This window comes from Prevotella lacticifex, from assembly GCF_019973375.1.
GTDB lineage: Bacteria > Bacteroidota > Bacteroidia > Bacteroidales > Bacteroidaceae > Prevotella > Prevotella lacticifex.
On record NZ_BPTV01000001.1, the window covers coordinates 211,106 to 237,112 of the forward strand.

Annotated in this window: 21 protein-coding genes; 12 read left to right on the forward strand and 9 right to left on the reverse strand. The window is 53.0% G+C overall.

Annotation, left to right across the window (positions count from 1 at the left end):
* Positions 1 to 68 precede the first annotated feature (68 nt).
* The gene (locus LDN30_RS00815) at positions 69 to 716 is read left to right on the forward strand and encodes a hypothetical protein (protein WP_223928452.1); all 648 of its coding nucleotides are present in this window, start codon (positions 69 to 71) and stop codon (positions 714 to 716) included.
* A 102-nt stretch (positions 717 to 818) separates the two neighbouring features.
* On the forward strand, positions 819 to 986 hold the full coding sequence (locus LDN30_RS00820) for a hypothetical protein (protein WP_223928453.1): 168 nt from the start codon (positions 819 to 821) through the stop codon (positions 984 to 986).
* Between the two features lie 459 nt (positions 987 to 1,445).
* Here the strand turns inward: LDN30_RS00820 and LDN30_RS00825 are convergent, their stop codons facing one another.
* The 6 genes from LDN30_RS00825 to LDN30_RS00850 form a co-directional block, all read right to left on the reverse strand.
* Positions 1,446 to 3,359, reverse strand: a complete 1,914-nt coding sequence (locus LDN30_RS00825; protein WP_223928454.1) for a 4-hydroxy-3-methylbut-2-en-1-yl diphosphate synthase — start codon at positions 3,357 to 3,359, stop codon at positions 1,446 to 1,448.
* A 4-nt stretch (positions 3,360 to 3,363) separates the two neighbouring features.
* Positions 3,364 to 3,870: a 5-(carboxyamino)imidazole ribonucleotide mutase gene (purE, locus tag LDN30_RS00830; RefSeq protein ID WP_223926709.1), complete on the reverse strand. Its 507-nt coding sequence runs from the start codon at positions 3,868 to 3,870 to the stop codon at positions 3,364 to 3,366.
* Between the two features lie 43 nt (positions 3,871 to 3,913).
* Positions 3,914 to 4,531: a hypothetical protein gene (locus LDN30_RS00835; RefSeq protein WP_223928455.1), complete on the reverse strand. Its 618-nt coding sequence runs from the start codon at positions 4,529 to 4,531 to the stop codon at positions 3,914 to 3,916.
* A gap of 19 nt (positions 4,532 to 4,550) precedes the next feature.
* On the reverse strand, positions 4,551 to 6,059 hold the full coding sequence (gene rpoN / locus LDN30_RS00840; protein ID WP_223928456.1) for an RNA polymerase factor sigma-54: 1,509 nt from the start codon (positions 6,057 to 6,059) through the stop codon (positions 4,551 to 4,553).
* Positions 6,060 to 6,812: 753 nt separating this feature from the next.
* Positions 6,813 to 7,697, reverse strand: coding sequence for a Fic family protein (locus tag LDN30_RS00845; protein WP_223926712.1), 885 nt, complete (start codon positions 7,695 to 7,697; stop codon positions 6,813 to 6,815).
* Positions 7,698 to 8,564: 867 nt separating this feature from the next.
* Entirely contained in the window at positions 8,565 to 10,253 is a 1,689-nt protein-coding gene (locus LDN30_RS00850) for a Na/Pi cotransporter family protein (protein WP_223926713.1), read from the reverse strand.
* Positions 10,254 to 10,427: 174 nt separating this feature from the next.
* Between LDN30_RS00850 and LDN30_RS00855 the strand changes: the two genes are divergently transcribed.
* From LDN30_RS00855 to LDN30_RS00865, 3 genes are read left to right on the forward strand one after another with little or no spacing between them, the layout of a single operon-like run.
* The gene (locus LDN30_RS00855; RefSeq protein ID WP_223926714.1) at positions 10,428 to 12,089 is read left to right on the forward strand and encodes a nucleoside kinase; all 1,662 of its coding nucleotides are present in this window, start codon (positions 10,428 to 10,430) and stop codon (positions 12,087 to 12,089) included.
* 19 nt (positions 12,090 to 12,108) lie between these two features.
* The gene (locus tag LDN30_RS00860) at positions 12,109 to 13,980 is read left to right on the forward strand and encodes a 2-oxoacid:acceptor oxidoreductase subunit alpha (RefSeq protein ID WP_223928457.1); all 1,872 of its coding nucleotides are present in this window, start codon (positions 12,109 to 12,111) and stop codon (positions 13,978 to 13,980) included.
* Between the two features lie 34 nt (positions 13,981 to 14,014).
* Positions 14,015 to 15,100, forward strand: a complete 1,086-nt coding sequence (locus LDN30_RS00865) for a 2-oxoacid:ferredoxin oxidoreductase subunit beta (RefSeq protein ID WP_223928458.1) — start codon at positions 14,015 to 14,017, stop codon at positions 15,098 to 15,100.
* 133 nt (positions 15,101 to 15,233) lie between these two features.
* Here LDN30_RS00865 and LDN30_RS00870 read toward each other — a convergent pair whose 3' ends face one another.
* The 3 genes from LDN30_RS00870 to LDN30_RS16365 all read right to left on the reverse strand — a co-directional run bounded on the left by LDN30_RS00870 (position 15,234) and on the right by LDN30_RS16365 (position 16,854).
* Positions 15,234 to 15,983 carry an SDR family NAD(P)-dependent oxidoreductase gene (locus tag LDN30_RS00870; RefSeq protein ID WP_223928459.1) on the reverse strand — a complete coding sequence of 250 codons (750 nt, stop codon included), beginning with the start codon at positions 15,981 to 15,983 and terminating at the stop codon, positions 15,234 to 15,236.
* On the reverse strand, positions 15,967 to 16,626 hold the full coding sequence (gene upp / locus LDN30_RS00875; RefSeq protein ID WP_223928460.1) for a uracil phosphoribosyltransferase: 660 nt from the start codon (positions 16,624 to 16,626) through the stop codon (positions 15,967 to 15,969). The genes LDN30_RS00870 and upp overlap by 17 nt, the downstream gene beginning before the upstream one ends.
* 105 nt (positions 16,627 to 16,731) lie before the next feature.
* Positions 16,732 to 16,854, reverse strand: coding sequence for a hypothetical protein (locus LDN30_RS16365; RefSeq protein WP_262901599.1), 123 nt, complete (start codon positions 16,852 to 16,854; stop codon positions 16,732 to 16,734).
* A gap of 8 nt (positions 16,855 to 16,862) precedes the next feature.
* On the opposite strand from LDN30_RS16365, the gene pckA reads away from it, so the two are divergent.
* The 7 genes from pckA (at position 16,863) to LDN30_RS00910 (ending at position 25,980) form a co-directional block, all read left to right on the forward strand.
* Complete coding sequence (pckA, locus tag LDN30_RS00880; protein WP_223926719.1) at positions 16,863 to 18,482, forward strand: phosphoenolpyruvate carboxykinase (ATP); 1,620 nt, start codon at positions 16,863 to 16,865, stop codon at positions 18,480 to 18,482.
* Between the two features lie 812 nt (positions 18,483 to 19,294).
* The gene (locus LDN30_RS00885) at positions 19,295 to 20,644 is read left to right on the forward strand and encodes a DUF6242 domain-containing protein (protein ID WP_223928461.1); all 1,350 of its coding nucleotides are present in this window, start codon (positions 19,295 to 19,297) and stop codon (positions 20,642 to 20,644) included.
* A gap of 15 nt (positions 20,645 to 20,659) precedes the next feature.
* Positions 20,660 to 21,361: a type IX secretion system protein PorG gene (gene porG, locus LDN30_RS00890; protein WP_223928462.1), complete on the forward strand. Its 702-nt coding sequence runs from the start codon at positions 20,660 to 20,662 to the stop codon at positions 21,359 to 21,361.
* Entirely contained in the window at positions 21,351 to 22,109 is a 759-nt protein-coding gene (locus LDN30_RS00895) for an isoprenyl transferase (protein ID WP_223926722.1), read from the forward strand. Before porG ends, LDN30_RS00895 begins: the two co-directional genes overlap by 11 nt.
* Positions 22,110 to 22,128: 19 nt before the next feature.
* Positions 22,129 to 24,792 carry a BamA/OMP85 family outer membrane protein gene (locus tag LDN30_RS00900; RefSeq protein WP_223928463.1) on the forward strand — a complete coding sequence of 888 codons (2,664 nt, stop codon included), beginning with the start codon at positions 22,129 to 22,131 and terminating at the stop codon, positions 24,790 to 24,792.
* Between the two features lie 87 nt (positions 24,793 to 24,879).
* Positions 24,880 to 25,401 (forward strand): OmpH/Skp family outer membrane protein, encoded by a 522-nt coding sequence (locus LDN30_RS00905; RefSeq protein WP_223926724.1) that lies wholly within the window; start codon positions 24,880 to 24,882, stop codon positions 25,399 to 25,401.
* A gap of 72 nt (positions 25,402 to 25,473) precedes the next feature.
* On the forward strand, positions 25,474 to 25,980 hold the full coding sequence (locus LDN30_RS00910) for an OmpH/Skp family outer membrane protein (protein ID WP_223926725.1): 507 nt from the start codon (positions 25,474 to 25,476) through the stop codon (positions 25,978 to 25,980).
* Positions 25,981 to 26,007 lie beyond the last annotated feature (27 nt).

The window sequence follows — 26,007 nt, forward strand, 5'->3', positions numbered from 1 at the left end:
GTAGTGATTTCCATTGAATTTTTATTATTTTTGCATCATAAAAGTAATTGAAAACTAAGCAAGAGATAATGAGCAAACTCCAAGACCTTTACAAAGCAATAGAAACATTGCGAAAGAACAATATTCCTATTGACGATAATCTTTCAAAACGTTTGGATGAAGCGGAAGAACAAATCATCCGCGATGAGATTCTGCCTATTATCGGCAAGAATATAGAGCCAACCCTGAGACAGATCCAACGTAAAATGGTGTTAGTAGTTGATTATGACCCATCGGTGCCTATTAGCGTACTTATGACTCGTAAACGTGTCATAACAGACGAGGCAGAGACCAAGAAATATCCATTACTGCCGATAGAGAAGCCTTCTCCAACCAAGAAACAGAAGAAACATATTGTTGTAAACCCACAAACGCGTTTGAAAGTCACATTCCCAGATGGCGTTGTCTTTCAAGACATGAATGCTACAACGACGTTTTTAATGGCAATAGAGAAAATCGGCCCAGCTAAGGTTGCTGATCTCGGCATCAGTGTTGACAAAGCAAACTTTGTGTCTAAAACTCCGTCTACAGGATCAAGTAATGCGTCATGGCACCAAGTCAAAGATTGGTACGTCAATACTCACAGCAACACCAGCGGGAAAGCATCACAGCTAAGAAAGATTTCCAAACGGCTTAATCTAAATCTGAAGATTGAAATCGTGAGTAAGCATGCATGACTTTTCAATGATACGAAGTCACTAACTTACGGCTCTTTCATTTAAATTTTTACTGCCATGGAATGATTGTTGCATTAGTCGTCTCCGTCAGATGCTCATTGCATGCCATGGTGTAGATACTATGCAGGAGCAGATGAATACAACTCGTATCTTCTCGACCTGCCAGAACTCAAAGCCCTTCGCCACAATGACTACAGCAAGGAAGAGTTGGTGAAGATGCTCAAAGACAAGATGACGAAGGAGGAACTGCTGGGACTGTTGTTAGGATAATGTCATTTTATTTTTCTTGGTTTTAACCAAAAAGTATCTTTCGAGAAAAATAAAACGAGATTTAGATATAAAAGATACTAAGCTACTTTCGCCTTGGTTAGGTAGCGCTTAGGTTACTGGTTGTCGGAATTTTGCTACAAGCAGAACTCGTCTGAAGAGAGGGGGCATAATTGTTATGCCGCGCTGTCAAAGAGCTTAAATGAAAGAGCGGTAGTCACTAACTTATGAATATCAATAGCATGATCGATACATTTAACTCGTGAGTGACGTTTTATTCCATGGATTCCATGGAAAATGAATTTCAAAGAATTGTCGCCACGGGACTCTTGCGCCGAGCCTTTGCAATGGACTACGGAGCAGGAGCAGGGAGCTGAAAGGCGGAAACGGAATGGCAGAGAAAAGCCGGGCTATCAGGATGATGGTCCGGCTTTTAGATGTTATTGGCTACGGGCAGCGGGGTTACTGCTTGGCCTGAGTGTCACGAATGAGGCGGAGGAGGTGGTCGACGGCCTCAGCTTCGGGGATGCCATGCTCCACACATTCCTTCTTGTGATAGAGCGATACCTTGCCAGGACCGGCACCGACATAACCGTAGTCGGCATCGGCCATCTCGCCGGGACCGTTGACGATACATCCCATTATTCCGATTTTCAGACCCTTCATGTCCTTCGTAGCCTCCTTAATGCGGGCTATCGTGGAGCGCAGATCGTAGAGAGTGCGACCGCAGCCCGGACAGGAGATATACTCCGTCTTTACCATTCTGAGTCGTCCGGCCTGCAGGATTGCGAAGGCGGTATCGGTGATGAAATCGTCCGGAATGTCGCCGTCGTTCATCAGCCATAGTCCGTCGGTGAGTCCGTCAATCATCAGTGCGCCCATGTCGGCAGCAGCCTCGAGCTGGAATTTCGCAGCCCCGTTGTCGGCACTGTTGTGGTTGTACATCTCGGCGAAGACCACCGGATTGGTCACTCCGGCCTCCATCATCTCGTGGACGAGGGCGCGCTGGTCGCCGAGGCGGTTCTGATGGTGCGTCATACACACCACTACGACCTCGGGATGGGCCTTCAGACAAGCGAGATACTCCTCCGAGGGAGTGCCGAACTGGAGGGTGAGGAACTTCAGTGGAGCATTGTTCCGGCCCACGAACGGCATCGATGGTGCGGGATAGATGGGGAAGAACGTTGCCGCCACCTCCGCACTGTCGCGGTCGGCATCGGCCAAGAGCTGATCGTAGACGTTGAAGTCGACGATGTATTTCTGCCCTTTGACGGGAGATTCCGGTATTTTGTCGCCTACATATATATAATCGGCCTTCGGACCACCGGCAAGTTTCACCACGTTCGGGCGGCTGCCAGCGTCGGAGTCAGCAGCCTTCACGGCCGAGGCTATGACCACCGGCACATTGTCGCCGCCGATATTGCCCACGGCTACGGTGCTCCGCCGTGTGGGGTGCACCCAGTTGAAGCTCTTAGCCTCCCTGCCGGGGATAAGCATGTGACCCTGCTTGCGGCGGGCATACCACACGAGGTGGCGAGCAACGGGAATTTCCTCCTCCGGCTCCTCGCTAAGGCTGACGCGGATAGTATCGCCGATGCCGTCGGCAAGAAGAGCGCCAATGCCCACGGCACTCTTTATTCGGCCGTCCTCGCCCTCACCGGCCTCGGTAACGCCGAGGTGGAGCGGATAGTGCATATCCTCCTTGTCCATGCGAGCTACGAGCAGGCGCACCGACTCGACCATAACGACCGTATTCGACGCTTTGATGGAGATGACGACATCGTCGAAGTGCTGTTTTCTAAAGATACGTAGAAACTCCATGCAGCTCTCGACGATTCCCTCCGGCGTGTCGCCGTAGCGGTTGCGGATGCGGTCGGAGAGGCTGCCGTGGTTGACACCTATGCGTACGCAGGTGTGGTGCTCCTTACATATCTTTATAAACGGCGTCAGGCGGTCCTCAATTTTCTTCAGCTCCTGGGCATACTCCTCATCGGTGTACTCGAGCTTCTTGAACGTCCGCGCGGGGTCGACGTAATTGCCGGGGTTGATGCGCACCTTATCGGCAAACATCGCCGCCACGTCGGCCACATTGGCGTTGAAGTGGACATCGGCACAGATGGGCTGGCGGTAGCCGTCGGCCACGAGAGCGTCCTTGATGTTCTTCATGTTCTCGGCCTCGCGGCGTCCCTGCGTGGTGAGGCGTACGAGCTCACCGCCGGCATCGATGATGCGCTCGGCCTGAGCCACGCTCGCCGCGGTGTCGTTGGTGTTGGTGGTGGTCATCGACTGCACCCGCACGGGGTTGTCGCCACCGATGTTCAGCGTGCCGGCATGGGCGACGCTGCTCTTCCGTCGTTCGAAATTGAACAGGTCCATAGGCTCAGCACTTGAACTTATAGTCCTTGATGGCGTCGAGCTCCTTATTGGCTTTCTCGATCTTCACGCCGAGACCGGCCTTCCATGCCTCCACCTTAGCGGCAATCTTCTCGTCGGCGAGGGCCATGATTTCGGCTGCGAGGATAGCGGCATTCTGGGCTCCGTTAACACCTACTGTGGCCACGGGGATCCCCGGTGGCATCTGGATGATGCTGAGCATGGCATCGAGACCGTCGAGCATTCCCTTTATAGGCACACCGATGACGGGCAGCGGTGTCGACGCTGCGATGACTCCCGGCAGGGCGGCAGCCATACCTGCACCGGCGATGATGACGCGGATGCCACGGGCCTTGGCGCCCTTGGCGAACGACTCCACGGCGTCGGGGGTGCGGTGAGCCGAGAGAGCGTTGATCTCGAAGGGAATCTCTTGTTGCTCAAGCCATTTGCAGGCTTTCTCCATTACGGGCAGGTCGCTTGTCGAGCCCATGATAATGCTGACTAATGGTTTCATAGTAATCTCTTTTTTTATATTGTTGTTGACGAATCGTTATATTCTAAATTACCATCACGATGATGAATCCCGAGGCGAGGCCGATGAGGTATCCGCAGACAATCTGGGCCAGAGAGTGCTGGCGGAGCACCATGCGCGCTGTACCCACGAGTCCGGCGATGAGCAGCAGCATGCACAGCCACCACGTGGGGTCGAAACTGAGGATGAACGAGAAGGCGACGACCATGCCGGTGACACCGCCGATGCCGGCACTGTGGATGGAAATTTTCCACCACCGGTTGACGGCGGCGCAGAGCACCTGGATGATGATTGCCACGACGAAGATGACGCTGATGAAGTCGGGGGTGTTCATCAGCGTAAGCAGGTAGAACCCAAGGAAGTAGCAGAGGATGGAGATGACGTAGGGCACCATGCGCCGCTCGCGGTTGATGAGCTGCTTGGTCGTCCATCCCTCGTACTTGCTGTAGACGTGGATGAGATACGTCGGCAGGAGGACGCTGAAGAGATAGAAGAGCAGCACCATCAGCAGTTTGTACATCGTCGGGAAGATGCTCAGATAGCTGAAGGTGAAGAGGAAGATCAGTCCCAACACCGGCAGATAGAACGGTGTGGTGACCATGCTGATGATCCTCGATGCCAATATGATTTTCTTTTCGTTCACTGTTGCTGTACCTCTGTTTTCATTGTTTACGCATTCTCGCCACCGGTATGCCCATCTGCTCGCGGTATTTGGCAATGGTCCGGCGCGCTATTGGGAATCCCCTGTCGGCCATGGCCTTCGTGAGGGCCTCGTCGCTGAGGGGCCGCGCCTTGTCCTCGCCGTCGATGACGTCCTTGAGGGCGAGCTTTATCTTCCGCGTCGAGAACTCCTCACCGCTGTCGGTGGTGTAGCTGTCGGTGAAGAAGAACCGCAGGGGGAACATTCCCCATTTAGTCTGGGCATATTTGATGTTGCTCACACGCGAAATTGTCGATATGTCGAGGCCCGTCCTGTCGGCTACATCCTTGAGAATCATCGGCTTGAGGTCGGCCTCGTCGCCATCCTGGAAGAATTTCTTCTGGATGTCGATGATGGCCTTCATCGTCGTGTAGAGGGTGTGGCGCCGCTGCTTGATGGCCTCGATATAGCCCTGGGCCTTGTCGACTTTCTCCTTGGCGTAGAGCAGGGCCTCCTTTGTCTGGCGGCTCATGCCTTTCTTGTTGTCCTTATAGGCCGTGAGCATGTCGGCGAAGGTGCGCGAGACGTGCAGGTGGGGAATATCGCCGTCGTTGAGGGTGAAGGTCACCGTTCCGTCGTCGGCGGTGTCGACAATGAAGTCGGGGGTTATCTGTTGGGTGTTGCGTCCCATGGTCTCGCCCATCGACGCACCCGGCTTGGGGTTCAGTTTCCGTATCTCGTCCTGCAGGGCTTTGGTCTGTATGTCGTTGAGGTTGAGCTGGGTACGGATTTTCTCCCAGTGGTTTTTGATAAAATCGTCGTAGAGGTCGCCGACGACACGGAGCATAAGGTCCTTGACCTTGGAGTCCTTTTTCCGCCTGACCTGCAGCTGGAGGCACTCCTGGAGCGACCGGGCACCGATGCCGGCGGGGTCGAAGGTCTGCAGAATCCTCAGCACATCGGCAATCTCCTTCTCCGATGCATCGACGTTATGGTATATGGCGAGCTCGTCGCTGATGGTGTCGAGGTCCTTGCGCAGCAGTCCGTCGTCGTCGAGGCTGCCGATGAGATACTCCATGATGGCATGCTGCTTGTCGGTCAGCTCGCAGGTGTTCATCTGCTCGTTGAGCTTGTCGATAAACGAGGTGGTGTCGCCATAGACAATCTCCTCGTAGTCGGCATTGTCCTTGTTGTTCTGTCCGTAGGCCGCAGGTTCCGGCATTTCGTCGTCGGCTCCCATCCTGTCGAGAGCGGAGTCGAGTTCGTCCTTACGCTCCTCCTGCTCCTCGCTGCTGACGTAGTCGTCGTCGGCCGGAGTGGAATCGTCGGCACCAGAGGCAATGTCGTCGCCGTGGTCGTCATCGTCGCGACCGGTCTCCAAGGCCGGGTTGTCGTTGATTTCGGCACTGACGGCATCCTCCAATTCGGCAATGGGCATCTCCAACAGACGCACCTGTAGCATCTGTTGCTGCGAGAGCCGCTGAAGCTGTTGTTGCTTTTGTTCCTGATTCTGATAGAGTCCTTGTGACATCCGAATGATAGTTGCTTGTTTACAAAATGCAAAAGTACAACTTTTATCTGTTATTACAATTATAACGTTATTAAAAGAATTAAATTCTACGTTTACATACTTACTGCAACCGGATGAAACGGATTGCGGTATCGCATCGAGATAACGAGGGGGTGCCCGAAAGAGAGACGGGACTCAGTCGTAAGACCGAATAGTTGTATTCATTGGTTCTCCGAGGCAAGCGGTCGGTCCGTAACCCTGCATACCTGCCATGCAAAGGGGATTCCGATTGCAATCCTCTGATAATTAATGTGTTGCACGCATCCACAGTAGGGGTGGGGTTTATCCCCATCCTACTGCAACGTGTGATTTTTTCAGCAAACGCAAAGCCCCGACGGGGCTTAATTCTCAATAACCCCAGACTAAGGGAGCACAGCGACCGCAGTCTGGGGAGGAACGCGGCCGCAAGAAATCCACGACCAGCCTCGGAGAGGTTGAATAGCGGAACGCGCAGAATCATCTCTGTCTGTGACTTTTACGCACTTGGTGCTATTGTACCTCTTCGAGGCACTGAGTGCTTATCCGCACGGATACGTGTACCCCGGACTGCGCTCGCTATCGCTCGCTTAATCCGGGGTTATTGATGATTCAGCCCCGCTGGGGCTGGTAGTGGCAAAAAGCAAATCTCTCTTGGCCGTAGGATGGGGATAAACCCCAACCCATGCAAATGGATCACGTGGCAATACGCTTAGCCCTGAAGCGAAGACATAGAGATTAGTATTTAATCCGGAAATAGTCAAGCAACTCCTTGAACTTGTCCTGTGCGGCAAGGCATGTGTCGATGAGATAGCCTTTGATGTGCGGCCACTCGCGCAGTCCCCGGTAATAGAAGAACCGCAGATTCTCATCAATAATGAAAGGCACAAGATTGTTGGCCAGACACTCCTTGAACATCACAAGCCGCCCTACCCTGCCATTGCCATCCTGAAATGGATGGATGGTCTCGAAACGCTTATGGAAACCTATTATAGTCTCCTCCGTCTTGGGCTTCTGCTGTCGGTACCAGTCAAGCAATGTCCTCATGTCCTTTGTCACATCCTCCGGCGATGATGTCTCTATACCGCCCACCTCATTGGGCAGACGTTTATAATCGCCCACGGCAAACCAGTCCTTTGTACTGTCGACGGTGCCAGTCTTCAGAATCTTATGCAGCTGCTTTATCATACCCTCAGTGAGCGGGTCAAGGGCATGGTCGATGATGAAGTCGACACAACGGAAATGGTTGACCGTCTCGATGATTTCGTCAACCCTGACCGTCGAATCCGCCTGCGCCATGATGGTGTGCGTCTCGAAAATCATTCGCGTCTGATCCTTAGTCAACTTGCTTCCCTCTATATGGTTAGAGTTGTAGGTAAGGTCAATCTGCACACGGTGGTAGATACCGCCCTTTAACTTACCATCCTTCTGCTCCCGCAGCACCTTGAGCAGTGGCGAAAGACGTTTCTTCTTTCTCTCCGGCGGCAACGAGTCGGCAGGAATGTTCCAAACCTTCCCCGTGAGAAACGCTCCGGCAATCTTTCCCTGACGACAGTAGTTACGGACAGTCCTGTCGGAAAGGCCGTACAATTCAGCAAACTGTGATGATGACAATGTTTCCATTTTCCGCTATCGGCAATAATTATCATTGATTCGTGCACAAAGATAGCATTATTTTCCGTTACAGGCAAATTATTCAGAATCTTTTCTCATTTATGTGCCGATGAAAATTCTTTCCTCCGGCCTCATTGTTCATAGCCGTCCTTTTGCTTAGGCAATAACGTGTAATTCCGGTGAAGTTTTACTATTTTGTCGGCACGGGGGAGGAACAGGACAAAATTGAGAAAAATCCTTACACGATTCCCAAACATACCGTTTGGCATTGCGAAACGGCCTGTTTGAGCTTGCAAAACGGGCCGTTTCAGCGTCTAAAACGGTCCGTTTCGCAACGCAAAATGACACGTATTAGAAAGTGATTGATTACCAACAAGTTACAAAGACGAACAGAAGAAGAATAATGTTTGAATTATTCTTACATTTATTTCCATTATTTTCGGGCCCATCATTGGGCTACCTTCTGCCACGGAAAAGCCCCGACGGGGCTTAATTCTCAATAACCCCAGACTAAGGGAGCACAGCGACCGCAGTCTGGGGAGGAACGCGGCCGCAAGAAATCCACGACCAGCCTCGGAGAGGTTGAATAGCGGAATGCGCAGAAACGCCACATAATGAGGTCTTGCGCACTCCGTACTATTGTACTTCTTCGAGGCACTGACTGCATAACCCCTATAACACATTAACCCCGGACTGCGCTCGTTACCGCTCGCTTAGTCCGGGGTTAATCATGATTCAGCCTCTCGAGGCTGTAAATGGCAGAGTTGTAACATAAGGTTATGCCTCATAGTGAAACTTTCGCTGCCACTAATAGCATTTCTCCCCACCCTCACTGCTCCTTTACAGGGCTGATTCGCGGTGGGGATTCGTATTGTTTCAGGCCTCTTTCTGGCGCTCACCCATACGGGCCTCAACGACGTTAACGACATAGTCGCCAAGTTTCTCGCACTCCTGGATGAGGTCCATGTACATCGTTCCGATGGCGTAGGTGTACTTATGGTCGTTGATGTCGTTGATGTTCTGACTCTTCAACTGCGAGCGATAGTTGTTCATCTCGTTCTCAATGTTGAAACTGCGGTTCACATCGTTGTCGGCCTTATGACCCACGAGGATGCGGTTCATCTGGGTGAGGGCATCGTCGGTGAGCTGCATCATCTGATGGATGTGCTCATACTGGTCGGCACTGAAGTCCTCCTTGCCCTTGACGAGGCGGTTGATGGTGCGCGCCATATTGTAGTTGGCATCGCCGATACTCTCTATCTCGCTGATCTCGCGGAGCATAGCCCTCACTTTGTTCTTCGTGTCGTCACTGAGGTGGGCGTTACTTACTTGGTCGAGGTACTTGGCTATCTCTATTTCCATATTGTCGGAGATGCCTTCATACTTCTCAATACGCGTAAAAAGCTTGGTGAACTTGCTCGTGTCCTTCTCGTTGAGCAGTTCCTCAACCATGTGGAACATGCGCTGGATGCGGGTGGCAAAGGAGTGGATTTCCTTCTGAGCCTCAAGCACTGAGAGCTCCGGAGTCTTCATGATACCAGCCTGGATGAAACGCAGACGGAAGTCGTCCTCGTCCTTGTTCTTCTTTGGTTTCCAAACCATGCAGCACACCTTGGCTATCTGCTTGACGAAAGGCAGGAGGATGATGGTGTTCGTGACGTTGAAACAGGTGTGGAAAGCGGCAAGGGCAAAACTCAGGCGGACGGCGCTCTGCTTGGCAGCATGGGGGTCGAGACCGACGAGACTGCATACGAAATCGACAAAGGGATAGAAGACTATGAGCACCCAGAAGACACCGAAGACATTGAAGAAGAAGTGGCCGAAGGCCGCACGACGGGCCTCGGTATTACCAGTGAGGGCCGCAAGATTGGCTGTGAGCGTCGTTCCGATATTCTCGCCGAGCACCAGGGCTATACCGGGATAGATGGGAAGGACACCACTGGAGCACAGGACCATCGTGATAGCCATCAGTGCCGCAGAGCTCTGGATGATACATGTGAGCACCGTTCCGATAACGAGGAACAGCAGAATGGTACTGTAGCTGTAGGGATCGAAGCTCTCGAAGATGTGGATAAGGCCCTGGTTGTGAGCCAGGTCCATCGCTTTGCCGGTGGCATTCAGTGTTCCCAGGGCGAAAAACATGAACGCTACACCGAAGATAAAGTCGCCGATGTAGCGGTGACGCTTTGAGTAGATGAGCAGCAAACCGATGAGGAACGCCGGCCACACCACATTAATGATATTGAAGGAGAAACCGGCCGACATGATCCAGGCCGTGAGAGTGGTGCCGATATTGGCACCCATGATGACCGAGATAGCCTGGACAAGGGTGAGAAGACCCGCATTGACGAACGACACCGTCATCACGGTGGTGGCCGTCGACGACTGGACGGCAACGGTGGTGAACATTCCTGTCAGGACACCCGAGATGCGGTTCGTCGTCATCTTACTCAGGACGTGGCGCAACTGCGAGCCTGCCATCTTCTGCAAGGCCTCGCTCATGATTTTCATTCCGTAGATGAGCAGCGCTAATGCTCCTACAATTGTTAATAAGTAAACACCCATATATTATTTTTTCAAATGTTTTGTTCTTGTCGAAAACTTTGGAGAAAACATGCCAAAATTGTTTTGAGAGTCAAAAGAAATGTAGTATCTTTGTGCGTGACTAATGGCACCGCCTCGATGAAAGCGGTGACAAGACCTAATGAAACGGGATTGTTTAACATAATCTTAACGCAAATGAAACAGATGATACAAATCCGTTGCAAAAATAATAAAAAATCTCTAAACGTACCAACAGGTAGCACACTTTCTGAGATTTTTTCTTTGGCGGGCCTGAAAATGGACTACGGACCAGTCAGTTGCAAGGTAAATAATGTGGTGGAAGGACTGCATTACCGCATCTACAACAACAAAGACCTCGAATATCTCGACCTCCACACATCAAGCGGACTGCGAAACTACACACGATCGCTGTTCTTCGTTCTCTCCAAGGCCGTCCACGACATATACCCGAAGTCGAATGTCATCATCGACATTCCGGTTTCCAACGGCTACTACTGCAACCTGAACATAGGCCACCCCGTGGGTCTCGAGGATGTCGACAAGATTCGGCGGAGGATGCAGGAGATTATCGACGCCAAGATTCCGGTGCGCCGCTTCGTCGTGCCTACGGAGAACGCGATAAAGATGTTTGAGGAGAAGGGCGACATCTCGAAGGCCAAGCTCCTGCGAAGTGCCGGGAAGCTATATACCACTTATTACCAGATTGATGACTATGTCGACTACTTCTACGGCTCATTGCTCACGAACACGTCGAAACTTTATCTCTTCGGCGTTGAGAAATACTACGACGGAATACTCCTGCGCATCCCCGACAGAAACGACCCATCGCGCCTCGGTGCCCTCATCCGGCAGGACAAGATGTTCGAGATATTCAAGGAGCATCACCGCTGGCAGAAGATTATGGGCATCCAGACCGTCGGCGACTTCAACGAAGCGGTGGAGAGCGGACTGGCCACCGACCTGATAAACGTGTCGGAGGCCCTGCAGGAGAAGAAGATTTCGCAGATTGCCGAGACGATAGCTAATAGAAAAGGTACGCGCGTGGTGCTCATCGCAGGACCATCGTCGTCGGGAAAGACCACATTCTGCAAGCGCTTGTCGATACAGTTGCTCACCAACGGCATCAAACCGGTGCAGATCTCACTCGACGACTACTTCGTCGACCGATCGAAAACACCGAAGGACGAGAACGGCGAGCTCGACTACGAGAGCATCTATGCCCTCAACCTGCCACTCATCAACGAGCAGCTGAAGGCCCTCTTCCGCGGTGAGGAGGTGGAACTGCCTAAGTATGACTTTCAGACGGGGACGAGCAAGAAGAGCGGAAAGAAACTCCGTCTGGCCGACAACCAGATTCTTGTCATGGAGGGAATACACGCGCTGAACCCCGAACTCACGGCACAGATTCCCGACGAGAGTAAGTTTAAGGTGTACATCTCGGCTCTGACGACAATTCTTCTCGACGACCACAACTACATTCCCACTACCGACAACCGTCTGCTGCGCCGCATCATACGCGACAACAAATACCGCGGAGCCAGCGCACGCGACACTATCCACCGGTGGCCAAGCGTCAGGGCGGGCGAGAACAAGTGGATTTTCCCGTATCAGGAGAATGCCGACGTGATGTTCAACACGGCCATGCTCTTCGAGCTTGCAGTCATCAAGCAGCAAGCAGAACCGGTGCTCGAGCTCGTACCCGAGAACTGCGACGAATACTCGGAGGCCTACAGACTGAGGAAATTCCTCAGCTATATCCACCCGATACCCGCACGGTCGCTGCCACCGACAAGCCTGCTGAGGGAATTCCTTGGAGGAAGTTCATTTAAATACTAAAACAAAATAATTAAAAACCATGACAGAAGGAATGAGCGTCGAGGAGCTACGGGAAGTGGTGATACGCTTCTCCGGCGACTCCGGCGACGGTATGCAACTTGCAGGAAACATTTTCTCAACAATCTCGGCTACCGAGGGCAACGGCATATCTACGTTCCCCGACTACCCCGCTGACATCCGCGCCCCGCAAGGATCGCTGACCGGTGTGAGCGGTTATCAGGTGCACATAGGCAACGATGTCGACAAGGTACTCACACCGGGCGACAGATGCGACGTGCTCGTGGCTATGAACGCTGCAGCACTGAAGACGCAGATAAAGTTCGCAAAGCCCACGGCAACCATCATCATCGACACCAACTCGTTCAAGGAGACCGACCTTAAGAAGGCCGAATTCAAGAGCTACGACTACCTCGAGGAGCTCGGCATCGACCGCGACCGCGTCGTGGCCTGTCCGCTGACGAATATGGTCAAGGAGGCTCTGAAGGACTCGGGACTGAGCATGAAGGCCATTCTCAAGAGCCGGAACATGTTCGCCTTAGGGGTCGTATGCTGGCTCTTCAACCGCAATCTCGAACTCGGGAGGGAGTTCCTGCGCCATAAATTCGCCAAGAAACCAGAGATAGCAGAGGCCAATATCCGCGTGATGGAGGCCGGATGGGACTACGGTGAGCACACCCAGGCATCGGTGCCGCACACCTACCGCGTAGAATCGCGTCACCGCCACCCGGGAAGATACATGGACATCACGGGCAACAAAGCCACTGCCTACGGCCTCATCGCAGCCGCAGAGAGGGCTGGCATGCAGCTCTACCTGGGCTCCTACCCCATCACTCCGGCCACCGACATCCTCCACGAGCTGGCAAAGCACAAGTCGCTCGGGGTCATCACGGTACAGGCCGAGGACGAGCTTGCGGCCTGCGCCTCAGCCATCGGTGCAAGTTTCGCGGGAGCTTTGGCCGTCACGTCGACCTCCGGACCGGGCATGTGCCTAAAGTCAGAGGCTATGAACTTAGCCGTCATGGACGAGCTGCCGCTCGTTGTCGTCGACGTGCAGAGGGGCGGTCCGTCGACGGGACTGCCCACGAAAGCCGAGCAGACCGACCTCCTGCAGGCTCTCTTCGGCCGCAACGGCGAAAGCCCCATGCCCGTCGTGGCCCCCAAGAGTCCTACCGACTGCTTCGAGGCAGCCTACAATGCCTGCCGGATAGCCGTCGAACACGTCACACCGGTGGTCCTCCTCAGCGACGCGTTCATTGCCAACGGCTCAGCGTCATGGCGGCTGCCGGTAGCCGACGACCTCGCTCCCATCCACCCTCACTATGCCACCGAGGCCATGCGCGGGAAATACCGGCCCTACTACCGCGACCCGAAGAACGGCGCACGCTACTGGGCGATACCGGGCAACGAGGGCTATGAGCACATCATCGGTGGACTGGAGAAGGACGGAACGACCGGCGAAATATCCAACGACCCCGACAATCACAACCGGATGGTACACGCCCGGCAGGAGAAAGTGAAGCGAATAGAGGTGCCCGACGTGCAGGTGGAGGGCGATGCCGGCACCGCCGACCTGCTGATAGTGGGCTGGGGAGGCACCTACGGCCACCTCTACACCGCCATGGAGGCACTGCGCGAGAAAGGTCACAAGGTGGCTCTGGCCCACTTCGAGTATATCAATCCGCTGCCTAAGAACACCCGTGAGGTGCTCCTCGGCTACAAGCAGGTAGTCGTTTGCGAGCAGAACCTCGGACAGTTTGCCGCCTGGCTCAGGGCCAATGTCGACGGATTCGCCCCACATCAGTATAACGAGGTGAAAGGACAGCCATTCAAGGTGGAGCAGCTCGTAGCCGCGATGCTGCCCCTGCTCGACGATGACGAGGTCCGCCAATGACACTTTTTCGACAACAAAAAGACGATTTTTCACTATGGAAACAATGAATTCTACTGACAAAACAATAAATCCGACTGCCGGGGAAGCTACCCCCGACGCTACTACGGCCACTGACCGTCAGTACAACGAGAACGACTTCAAGAAAGGACAGCCACGGTGGTGCCCCGGCTGCGGCGACCATTCGTTTCTCGCCTCGCTGCAAAAGGCGATGGCAGAGCTTGGCATTCCACCATACAAAACGGCCGTAATATCGGGTATCGGATGCTCGAGCCGACTGCCCTACTACGTTCATGCCTACGCCATGCAGACCATCCACGGCCGTGCGGCAGCCGTAGCCACGGGCGTGAAGGTTGCCAATCCCGACCTCACCGTGTGGCAGATAAGCGGCGACGGCGACGGACTGGCCATCGGCGGCAACCACTTCATCCACGCCAACAGACGGAACATCGACATCAACATGATTCTCCTCAACAACCGCATCTACGGTCTGACGAAAGGACAGTACTCGCCCACATCACCGCGCGGATTCGTCTCGAAGTCAAGTCCTTACGGAACCGTCGAGGACCCGTTCCGTCCTGCTGAGCTCTGTTTTGGTGCACGGGGCCACTTCTTCGCCCGCGCCGTGGCCAACGACACCCGCCACACCGTCGACGTTCTGAAGACGGCATGCCGCCACAAGGGATCATCGGTGGTGGAGATTCTCCAGAACTGCATGATCTTCAACAACGGAGCGTACGGGCCGGTGTACACCAACGAGGGCCGGAAGCGCAACGCCATATACGTGGAACACGGCAAGCCGTTAGTCTTCGGCGAGAATAACGAGTACGGACTCGTGCAGGAGGGATTCGGACTGAAGGTCGTGAAGATTGGTGAGAACGGCATAACCATCGACGACATCCTCGTCCACGACGCTCACTGTGAGGACGATACGCTGCAGCTGAAGCTCGCCATGATGGACAACGAGCACGGATTTCCCGTGGCCCTCGGTGTCATACGCGATGTCGAGGCCCCCACTTACGACGATGCTCTGCACGCCCAATTAAAAGAGGTGGAGCAGCAGAAGAAGTATCACAACTTCATGGAACTCCTCGAAACCAATGATATTTGGGAAGTGAAATAGGTGATGTTTTCCGACTGCAAAGTTACAAAATATTTTTCCCGATTCCAAATTTCAGAGGTATAGAAAGGAGGGTAGAACGAGGGGTAGAAAGGGGTATAGAACCAGAAAAAACTAACGGAAGGATGCCGCGGGGCTAAGCCCTCAGCGGCATCCTTCGCCATATCCAGCGGGGCAGCAGCCTCCATAGCGCCACAATGATGCGCCACCGCCAGTCGACGACCTGCACATGCCGGTGGGAGGTTACGGCCCTCACGATGTCATCGGCTACCGTCTCCGGCCGCATGGTCATTGGGAAGTGGCTGCCACGGATAAGATCGGTGTCGACAAATCCGGGACGGATGTCGGTGAACCGGATATTGAGCCGACGAGTGGCGGCAAGCTGTTCCAAGGCCTCGATGTACGTATTGTCGAAAGCCTTCGTCGCGCTGTAGGCGGGAGCAGGTCCCAGACCTCTCGTTCCGGCGATACTCGTTATGACGGCGATATGGCCGCCACCGTGGTCGGCCATATACCGGAAGGCTGCGCCCACCATCCGCGTGAATCCTAAGGCATTGGTACTCACGGTGGTGAGCTCGGCCGACGGTTCGAGGAGCATGTTCACCTTGCCCACACCCGACGAATGGAAGTAGAGGTCCATACCCCCAATGGTATCGATGAGCCGCTGAAGGCGCTGCGGAGCGTCGGCGGCGGTGATGTCGATGGATGCCTTCGCGGGGCGGACAACGGTGCCGTCGGGTCGCGCGACCTCTATCGTCGCGAGCTTGTCGGTGCGACGTGCGGCCACACCGACAGTCCATCCGCGGCGCAGGAGGCGCTCGGCGACGAGCCGCCCCATGCCCGAACTGGCCCCGACGACTATGGCGCGCTTACAGTTTGTCGCCATAACACAGGTCGCCGGCGTCGCCGAAACCGGGAACAATATACTTATGCTCGTTCATGCCCGGGTCGATAGCCGCGCACCAGATAGTCGTCTTATCGTCGGGAAGGGTTTTCTTGATGTGCTCAATGCCCTCAGGAGTGGCTATGACGCAGCACACGTCGATGCGCTTGGGAGTGCCCTTGGTGATGAAAGCCTTATAGCCCAACTCCATACTGCCGCCGGTGGCGAGCATCGGGTCGGCAATGATGAGATTCTTCTGCTCGATGCTCGGCGTGGCGAGATACTCCACATGGATGTTCACACTGTGGTGAGCCTCATCCTTATATTCGCGGTAGGCACTGACGAAAGCGTTGCCGGCATGGTCGAAAACCTTCAGGAATCCGTTGTGGAACGGCAGCCCGGCGCGGAAAATAGTGGCCAGGACAATCTTGTCCGACGGCACGTTGACACGCGAGATACCTAATGGTGTGGCTATGTCCTTCGACTCGTAGTTGAGCGTTTTCGAAATCTCGAAGGCCTCCATCTCACCTATCCGCTCTATATTGTTGCGGAAAAGGAGGCGGTTCTTCTGATACTGTACGTCGCGAATTTCAGCAAGATATTGATTGATGATACTGTTCGACTCAGAGAAATTAATGACTTTCATAAATGTAGATGGTTTTATCTTAGCTGTGCAAAAGTAATAAATTCCAACCTCTTTTGCAAAGTGCATATAGCAAAAGTAAAAGAGGCAGGGCGATTTTTTGTTTCTTTAACCTTGCAATGCACCGGATTGAGATTTTTTGTCTTTTCCCCGTTTGGCATTAATCCAAGAAATACGTAATTTTGCAAACGGCAAATTTAAAGCATATTCAACAACAACTTTAAAATACATTTCAAGAAATGGCAAAGTTTGACAAGTCAGTATTAGCAAGCTACGGAATCCAGACCGGCACAGCCGAGGTTCTGTACAATCCTTCTTACGAGGTTCTCTTCAACGAGGAGACAAAGGAAGGCCTTGAGGGCTTCGACAAGTGTCAGGAGACCGAGCTGGGCGCAGTTAACTGCATGACCGGTATCTACACGGGTCGTTCTCCTAAGGATAAGTTCATCGTTGACGATGAGACATCTCACGACACCGTTTGGTGGGATTCTGAGGAGTACCACAACGACAACCACCGTGCTTCTAAGGAGGCTTGGAAGGCTGTCAAGAAGATTGCTCAGGAAGAGCTCTCAAACAAGAAGCTCTACGTCGTCGACGGTTTCTGCGGCACACACCGCGACACCCGCATGAAGGTCCGCTTCATCGTTGAGGTGGCTTGGCAGGCACACTTCGTGACAAATATGTTCATCCGTCCAAAGACAGAGGCTGATTTCGAGCAGGAGCCTGACTTCATCGTCTACAACGCATCGAAGGCAAAGGTTGAGAACTGGAAAGAGCTCGGCCTGCACTCTGAGACTGCTGTCGTATTCAACGTCACAAGCAAGGAGCAGGTTATCATCAACACATGGTACGGCGGTGAGATGAAGAAGGGAATGTTCTCTATGCAGAACTACTTCTTGCCACTGCGCGGCATTGCCAGCATGCACTGCTCTGCCAACACCGACATGAACGGTGAGAACACCGCAATCTTCTTCGGTCTCTCTGGTACCGGTAAGACCACTCTGTCGACAGACCCGAAGCGTAAGCTCATCGGCGACGACGAGCACGGATGGGACGACAAGGGTGTCTTCAACCTCGAGGGCGGCTGCTACGCCAAGGTCATCAACCTCGACAAGGAGGCTGAGCCCGATATCTACGGAGCTATCACACGCGACGCTCTCCTTGAGAACGTCACCGTCGACGAGAACGGAAAGGTTGACTTCGCCGACAAGAGCGTTACCGAGAACACTCGTGTAAGCTATCCTATCTATCACATCAAGAACATCCAGCGTCCTGAGAGCCAGGGCCCGGCTGCTAAGCAGGTTATCTTCCTCAGCGCCGACGCCTTCGGTGTGCTGCCTCCAGTATCTATCCTGAACGCAGAGCAGACAAAGTACTACTTCCTCTCTGGATTCACAGCAAAGCTCGCAGGTACAGAGCGCGGCATCACTGAGCCGACTCCTACTTTCTCGGCTTGCTTCGGACAGGCTTTCCTCGAGCTGCACCCAACAAAGTATGCTGAGGAGCTCGTTCGCCACATGGAGAAGAGCGGTGCAAAGGCTTACCTCGTCAACACTGGTTGGAACGGTACCGGCAAGCGTATCTCTATCCGCGATACACGTGGTATCATCGACCGCATCCTCGACCACGAGATCGACAAGGCTCCTACGAAAGTTATTCCTTACTTCGACTTCGTCGTTCCTACAGAGCTCGAGGGCGTTGACTCTCACATCCTCGATCCGCGCGACACCTACGCTGATGAGTCTCAGTGGGAGGAGAAGGCTAAGGATCTGGCTGCACGCTTCATCAAGAACTTCAAGAAGTACGAAGGCAACGAGGCTGGTAAGGCTCTCGTAGCTGCTGGTCCTCACCTCGACTAAGAACCAATACCGACCCATGCACAAGCCGCTCAGCGGCATAATGCCACCGGCCGATGAATGATAATCGAAAGGCTCGTCCCTGCAAAAGGACGGGCCTTTCTTCGTTCCAGCGGCACATCATCATACTGTCAGCGACAAAAAACATGTATGCCAACACTGTAACAAGGAGGCAAACAGTCGCAGGCATCTTTCCTTGCTGACGAAATGCGCGTATGCCAACACCGAAAAAAGAAGTCAAACAGGATGGAGTAAAAATCGAGTATCATCAAACGGAAATTCAGAATTTTCTTTACACCATTCCCATACATGCCATTTCGCACTCTAAAACGGGCCGTTTCGCAACGCCAAAAAGGCCATATCAGTAACCGCTTGATTACCAACGAGTAGCGAAGGTGATAAAGATTTTATTGCGATGCGAATTATTTTGACACCATAGACCACAAAATCACTAAAGCAAAACGAAGACATGACAACTTAAAACAACTAAAATAAGAAAACAACAAAATCAATTGGGCATTATAAAGCATAACCCTGTCAGATGAAAGATAGTCCGATAGTCGGTGATAATCTATGCCATCCGCCTCTACAGTTGTCGTAAAGAGCATGTCCTAAGGTTGGTATTAGTACATCCTTTGAGTCGACCCCACACCCACACTTCCACCTCCAATAATGCCGTGTGAATCAATCCCGTCTGTCTAAATAAACTTAAAATAACCACATTATTAATAGAAAAACACAATTATCACGGAAAAAATCCGTCTTTTTAGTGAAATCTCCTTATCTTTGCAGCTAAATTCAATAATTGTGCTTATATGAGAAAAAGACACTTCTCGCTGATTGCCCTGGCAGCAGCCTCGCTGCTGATGACATCCTGCCTCAGCGATGACAATGATAACACTGAATACACCTATTATAAGGACACCGCCATATCGGCCTTCAGCCTCGGCACGATGAACAGGTATCTGCATACCACATCGTCGACGGGAGCCGACTCGGTGTATAAGGTTACATATTCCGGCTCGAAGTATAAGTTCACCATCGACCAGATTGGGCACCGCATATACAACACCGACTCGATGCCCAGCGGCAGCGACCTCAAGCACGTCATTGCCACCATCACGGCGGTAAACAACGGTCTTATTCTCATGAAATCGGCGACAAGCGACTCGCTGAGCTACTATAGCAACACCGACTCGCTCGACTTCAGCACACCACGGACGGTGCGAATCGTAGCGCAGGACGGTCAGCGATATGCCGACTACACCGTCAGCGTGAACGCAAGAAAGGTGCCGGAGGGAACAATGGCATGGACAGCAAAGACCACAAACGCTGAGCTCGCTGCACTCGACGACATCCGTGCTCTTGCAGCCGGAACACGGCTCTACGCCTTCGGAACCGAAGGAGGACGCACCGTGGGCTACGCCACCGACATCACCGACGGGGCTACATGGACAAAGCTCCCAGCGACATTCTCGCCGACAGCAACATTCGTCGTCAAGGACAAAGCCCTCTATGCCCTCGACAACGATGCCGTAATGACATCGGCCGACGGTCAGACATGGACAACGGTGGCGACAAACAGCAGTCTGAAACGCATCGTGGCGGCAAGTCCGGCTCATCTCTTTGCCCTGACAGCCGACGGCAACGGCGTTACAACGGGCATGGCGGCATCGGCCGACAATGGTGTGACGTGGACAGCCGACGGCATCGACGACAACGCAGCAATGCTGCCCGACGACGGTGTGGCCTACACATGCAACGCGCTGACAACCAACGACAACATAGCACAGGTGATGATTGTGGGCCGCTGCACCGCTGCCAACGACATCACAGCACGCATTTGGACAAAGCTCGACGACTATTCGAGCAGTCCCGTAAAGTCATCGTGGAATTATGTCGACAACGCCGGGAACACGAAATATGCTCTTGGCGATATTCCGTCGTTGGCGGTGACCACCTACGGCGGCTACCCCACGGCCGTAGTATGCTCGGCCGACAGCGTCAGCCCGATGCTGCAGAGCCGCGACGGCGGTCTGACATGGCAAGAGGCCGACAGAGCTCTGCCCGCGCTGCTGAAGGCTACCGTGGGAAAGATGGCCATGACCACCGACAGTGAGGGCTCGCTGTGGATAATAGCCGACGGCGTTGTGTGGAAAAATTAAAGGACGGACAGAGGTTTGAAAAAGATTCTGACATTGATATTATTCGCCGCAGCCATGGCAATCGTGCCGGCAAAGGCGCAGGAAGACCCCGAATACAGGATGGAAATTGGTGTCGGCGGAGGACTTATGGGGTATCTCGGCGACTTCAACGGCAACCTGACGAAGGACCTTCAGCCCATGGCATCCGTAGTGGCGAGGTATAACTTCAATCCCTACTACGGACTGAAATTCAATTTGCAGACAGGCAAGATGAAAGGCTCGTCGGCCGACGTAAAGACTTATTATCCCGCATTCGCCACAAAACCGTACGAGTTTAGCAACACGCTCGTGGGCTTGGACATTACCTTCGAATACAACTTCTGGCCCTACGGCACCGGCAGAGACTACCGTGGCGCACAGCGGCTGACACCGTTCATCTTCGGAGGATTGGGCGGCACATACGTCAGCATAAAGAACGGAGACAAAAAAAGCGACTTTTCGGCAAACGTTCCGATAGGTATCGGACTGAAATATAAAATAAACAAAAGAATGAACCTCGGGGTGGAATGGGCCATGCACTTCTCGCTGAGCGATGAGCTCGACGGTCAGAAGGACCCGTATGGCATCGTCAGCTCGGGGGCTTTCAAAAACACTGATTGCTACAGCACCTTGCAGCTGACGCTGACATACAGTTTCTCGGCTCGGTGCCGTACATGCCATAATGAAGATGAAGACTAACGAACTCGATATGTCAAGGATTCCACGCCATATTGCCATCATCATGGACGGCAACGGACGATGGGCCACTGAGCGAAACAAGCCCCGCAGCTACGGCCATCAGGCCGGGGTCGACACCGTAAGGAGAATAACATCGGAGTGTACACGTCTCGGGGTGAAATACCTCACGCTCTACACCTTCTCGACAGAGAACTGGAACAGGCCCGCCGAGGAGATTCACGCCCTCATGGGACTCGTACTCACATCGCTCGAGGACGAGATTTTCATGAAGAACAACGTGAGGTTCCGGGTTATCGGCGACATCGGACGACTGCCGAAAGAGGTGCAGGAGAAACTCCACGAGACCGAGGAGCACACGCGCAACAACTCAAAGATGACCATGGTCGTGGCCCTGAGCTACAGCGCACGCTGGGAGATTACCGAGGCCGCACGGCAGATTGCAGAGCAAGTGAAGAGCGGTGAGCTGAACGCCGACGACATAACCGAGGACACAGTGAGCCAGCGGCTTACGACAAACTTCATGCCCGACCCGGAGCTGCTCATCAGAACAGGAGGCGAACTGAGAATAAGCAACTACCTGCTATGGCAGATAGCATACTCAGAACTGTACTTCTGCGACACTTACTGGCCCGACTTCTCGGAGGAAGACCTCCACAAGGCCATTGCAAGCTACCAGAGCAGACAGAGAAGATTCGGAAAAACAGAGGAACAGGTTGAAACCTCACCCAACGAGGGGGAGAGCAAATAAAACATAATATATATAATATATGTACAGGAACCATCCAGGAATAATACAACACTTGCTGTTGGTAGTTCTCTTTGGCATCTCTATAAAAGCGTTGGCACAGGAGAAAGTCGTCAACCCGATAATATCGTATGCCGGCAATCCACAGACTGTCGTTATAGGTGGTATAACGACATCGGGGGTGGAAGGCTACGACGACTATGTGCTCACGGGCATCTCGGGACTCACCGTCGGACAGGAAATCAGTCTGCCGGGAAACGAGATTACCGAGGCCGTGAAGAGGTATTGGAAGCACGGACTATTCTCCGACGTGTCGATAGCTGCCGACTCCATAGTCGGCGACAAGGTTTATTTGCACATCTATCTGAAGACCAGGCCGCGAGTATCGGTAATAAACTACATCGGACTGAAGAAGAGCGAGCGCGACGATATGGACAAAAAGCTCGGCATCATCAAGGGCGGACAGATAACGCCGAACATGATTGACCGCGCCAAAACGCTCGCTAAGAAATACTTTGACGATAAGGGATACAACAACGCAGAGATTTCCATCCGGCAGCGCGACGACGTGGCCAACAAGAACTCGGTGATTCTCGACATCGATGTTGACAAAAAGCAGAAGATGAAGGTGCGGAACATCATCATCGACGGCAACAACCAACTGTCGGACAAGAAGTTAAAAGGAGGCCTCTTCACTAAGGGTGCCTTCAAGAAAATACACGAGGCAGGAAAGTTCGCAAACTTCTTTAAGCCCAAGAAGTACACTCCCGAGAGATGGGAGGAGGCCAAGAAAAATATCATTACGAAATATAACGAATACGGATACCGCGACGCTGAAATCCTCAAGGACAGCGTATGGAATGTCGACGACAAGCATGTCGATATCTACATCAAGCTCAATGAGGGAAAGAAATATTACATCCGGAATATCACATGGGTGGGCAACACGGTATATTCGACCGACTATCTGTCACGCTTGCTCGACATGAAGAAGGGCGACGTCTACAATCAGACGTACCTCCACAAGCGTCTGACAGAGGACGAGGATGCCGTAGGAAACGCTTACTGGAACAACGGTTACATCTTCTACAGCCTCGATCCAGCCGAGGTAAATATCGTCGGCGACTCCATCGACCTTGAGATGCGCATCTACGAGGGACAGCAGGCCCACATCAGCCATGTGAGGATAAACGGTAACGACAGGCTCTATGAGAACGTCGTACGGCGCGAACTGCGCACAAAACCGGGCGACCTCTTCTCGAAAGAGGCTCTGCAGCGCTCGGCACGTGAGCTCGCAAGCATGGGATATTTCGACCCGGAGGCTGTAACGCCTGACGTGAAGCAGAACTACGAGGACGGTACCGTCGACATCAACTGGAACCTCAAGCAGAAGGGTAACGACCAGGTGGAGCTCTCGCTCGGATGGGGTCAGACGGGTATCATTGGCCGTGTGGGACTGAAACTGACCAATTTCTCAATGGCAAATCTCTTCCACAAAAACGGGAAACGCCACGGAATAATGCCTATCGGCGACGGTGAGACCCTACAGATCGGTGCCCAGACCAACGGTACTTACTACCAGAGCTACAACGCCAGCTACTCGACAAACTGGCTCGGAGGCAAGAGGCCTATACAGTTCAGCGTCGGAATGTACTACTCGAAGCAGACCGACGTGTCGAGCAGATACTATAATCAGGGCTATCTCCAGAACTACTACAATTATTATTACGGCTCGGGCAGCTACGGTTACAACAACTACGAGAACTATTACGACCCGAACACGTACGTGAAGATGTTGGGGGTGAACATCGGATGGGGCAAGCGCCTGCGCTGGCCTGACGACTATTTCACGCTGACAATGCAGCTCGCATACAACAGATACATGCTGAAGAACTGGAGATACTTCCTGATGCGCAACGGCGATGCCAACAACATCAACCTCAGCGTTTCCCTCAACCGATCGTCGACGGATAACCAGCTCTATCCACGACGGGGCTCGGAATTCACCGCCAGCGTCACCCTCACCCCGCCATGGTCAGTGTTCAACAACAAGGACTATAAGCATCTGGCCACCGACGCCAACTCGTCAACATTCGAGCAGGAACAGCAGGAGAAGTACAAGTGGATTGAATACCACAAGTGGAAATTCCAGGGAAGGATGTTTACAGCCCTCACCAGCGGACAGAAATGCTTCGTACTCATGACAAGAGTGGAGATGGGTCTGCTCGGACACTATAACAAGTACAACAAGAGCCCGTTCGAGACGTACTACATGGGTGGTGACGGTATGAGCGGATACTCCACTGGATATGCTGAGGAGACTATCGGACTGCGCGGTTACGACAACGGTTCGATATCGCAGAGTGCCGCTGCCAAGGCCGGAGTGGGAAGCTACAACGCCTACGCCTACGACAGATTCTCGCTCGAGCTGCGCTATCCGTTCCTCTTGGGAAATACCACTATCTATGGACTCGGATTCGTAGAGGCCGGTAACTCATGGTACAACACCAGCGACTTCAACCCGTTCGACATGAAACGCTCGGCGGGTATCGGTATCCGTATCAACCTGCCAATGGTCGGACTCATGGGTATCGACTGGGCATACGGTTTCGACAAGGTCTTCACGGGTACACGATGGGAGAAAGGCGGAAGCAACTTCCACTTCATCCTCGGACAGGAGTTCTAAACGATACCTCCCTGCGGCATAACTGCTTAGACAATTGCGGCAGGACGATAATAAAAAAATTACGATTTAAAAAGAAAGGCTACATAAATGAAAAAGAAGGTTTTGATGTTGGCATTGATGCTCATGACAGTCATGACCATGAGTGCCCAGAAGTTTGCTCTCATCGATATGGAGTACATTCTGAAGAACGTTCCGGCCTACGAGCGCGCCAACGAACAGCTCAATCAGGTCAGCAAGAAATGGCAAGCCGAGGTCGAGGCTCTCAACACGGAGGCCAGCACACTATACAAGAACTACCAGAACGAGGTGGTGTTCCTCTCGCAGGAGCAGAAAAAACAGCGCCAGGACGATATCCTCGCAAAGGAAAAGGAGGCTTCGGAGCTCAAGAAGAAGTACTTCGGACCGGAGGGCGAGCTCTTCAAGAAGCGTGAAGCACTCATGACTCCTATCCAGGACGAGATTTACAATGCCGTAAAGGACATCGCCGACCAGAGGGGCTACAGCCTCGTTGTCGACCGTTCGGCCAACGCGGGAATCGTTTTCGGCTCGCCGAAGATTGACATTTCCAACGAGGTATTGCAGAAACTCGGCTACAGCAACGACCAGTAAACGGCCGCGACAGCCACTGATTGAATCACGAATTAACACATTAAATAATATTATAACTACAAAACGAAGAAGATGAAAAAACTGATTTTAATGTTGATGCTCTTAGCACCAATGACAATGTTCGCACAGACAAAGTTCGGTTACATCGACTCCCAGGCTTTCCTCGAGTCGCTTCCTGAGGCTCAGGCAGTCCAGAAGGCTCTCCAGGCAAAGGGCGACGAGTACCAGAAGAACCTCAAGGCCATGCAGGACGAACTGGAGCGCAAGGCCAAGGACTACGATGCTCAGAAGGCTACGATGAGTACCACTAAGCAGGAGGAGACCGAGAAGCAGCTGCAGGATATGTACACAAAGATCCAGCAGACCGCTCAGGACAACCAGAAGGCCTTCAACGATGAGCAGCAGAAGCAGCTCGGCCCGATCCTCGACAAGGTTCGCACAGCCATCCAGAACGTTGCCAAGGCTGGAAAGTATGTCTACATCATGGAGAAAAACGCCGGTCAGCCCCTGTACATCAACGAGACCCTCAGCGATGATGTCTCGGCACAGGTCAAGACGGAGTATAACAAGCTAAAATAAAACTATTGTATCTAAGTAATGAAAGTT

Coding starts and splice junctions, on each gene's coding strand:
- rpoN (WP_223928456.1), bottom strand. CDS start 6,059: ATGTCACAAGGACTCTATCAGAATCAGGAACAAAAGCAACAACAGCTT.
- LDN30_RS16365 (WP_262901599.1), bottom strand. CDS start 16,854: ATGTATTTTAAAGTTGTTGTTGAATATGCTTTAAATTTGCCGTTTGCA.
- LDN30_RS00895 (WP_223926722.1), top strand. CDS start 21,351: ATGAAGACTAACGAACTCGATATGTCAAGGATTCCACGCCATATTGCC.
- LDN30_RS00865 (WP_223928458.1), top strand. CDS start 14,015: ATGGAAACAATGAATTCTACTGACAAAACAATAAATCCGACTGCCGGG.
- LDN30_RS00885 (WP_223928461.1), top strand. CDS start 19,295: ATGAGAAAAAGACACTTCTCGCTGATTGCCCTGGCAGCAGCCTCGCTG.
- LDN30_RS00900 (WP_223928463.1), top strand. CDS start 22,129: ATGTACAGGAACCATCCAGGAATAATACAACACTTGCTGTTGGTAGTT.
- upp (WP_223928460.1), bottom strand. CDS start 16,626: ATGAAAGTCATTAATTTCTCTGAGTCGAACAGTATCATCAATCAATAT.
- purE (WP_223926709.1), bottom strand. CDS start 3,870: ATGAAACCATTAGTCAGCATTATCATGGGCTCGACAAGCGACCTGCCC.
- LDN30_RS00820 (WP_223928453.1), top strand. CDS start 819: ATGCCATGGTGTAGATACTATGCAGGAGCAGATGAATACAACTCGTAT.
- LDN30_RS00860 (WP_223928457.1), top strand. CDS start 12,109: ATGACAGAAGGAATGAGCGTCGAGGAGCTACGGGAAGTGGTGATACGC.
- LDN30_RS00850 (WP_223926713.1), bottom strand. CDS start 10,253: ATGGGTGTTTACTTATTAACAATTGTAGGAGCATTAGCGCTGCTCATC.
- LDN30_RS00825 (WP_223928454.1), bottom strand. CDS start 3,359: ATGGACCTGTTCAATTTCGAACGACGGAAGAGCAGCGTCGCCCATGCC.
- LDN30_RS00910 (WP_223926725.1), top strand. CDS start 25,474: ATGAAAAAACTGATTTTAATGTTGATGCTCTTAGCACCAATGACAATG.
- LDN30_RS00845 (WP_223926712.1), bottom strand. CDS start 7,697: ATGGAAACATTGTCATCATCACAGTTTGCTGAATTGTACGGCCTTTCC.
- LDN30_RS00855 (WP_223926714.1), top strand. CDS start 10,428: ATGAAACAGATGATACAAATCCGTTGCAAAAATAATAAAAAATCTCTA.
- LDN30_RS00905 (WP_223926724.1), top strand. CDS start 24,880: ATGAAAAAGAAGGTTTTGATGTTGGCATTGATGCTCATGACAGTCATG.
- pckA (WP_223926719.1), top strand. CDS start 16,863: ATGGCAAAGTTTGACAAGTCAGTATTAGCAAGCTACGGAATCCAGACC.
- LDN30_RS00870 (WP_223928459.1), bottom strand. CDS start 15,983: ATGGCGACAAACTGTAAGCGCGCCATAGTCGTCGGGGCCAGTTCGGGC.
- LDN30_RS00815 (WP_223928452.1), top strand. CDS start 69: ATGAGCAAACTCCAAGACCTTTACAAAGCAATAGAAACATTGCGAAAG.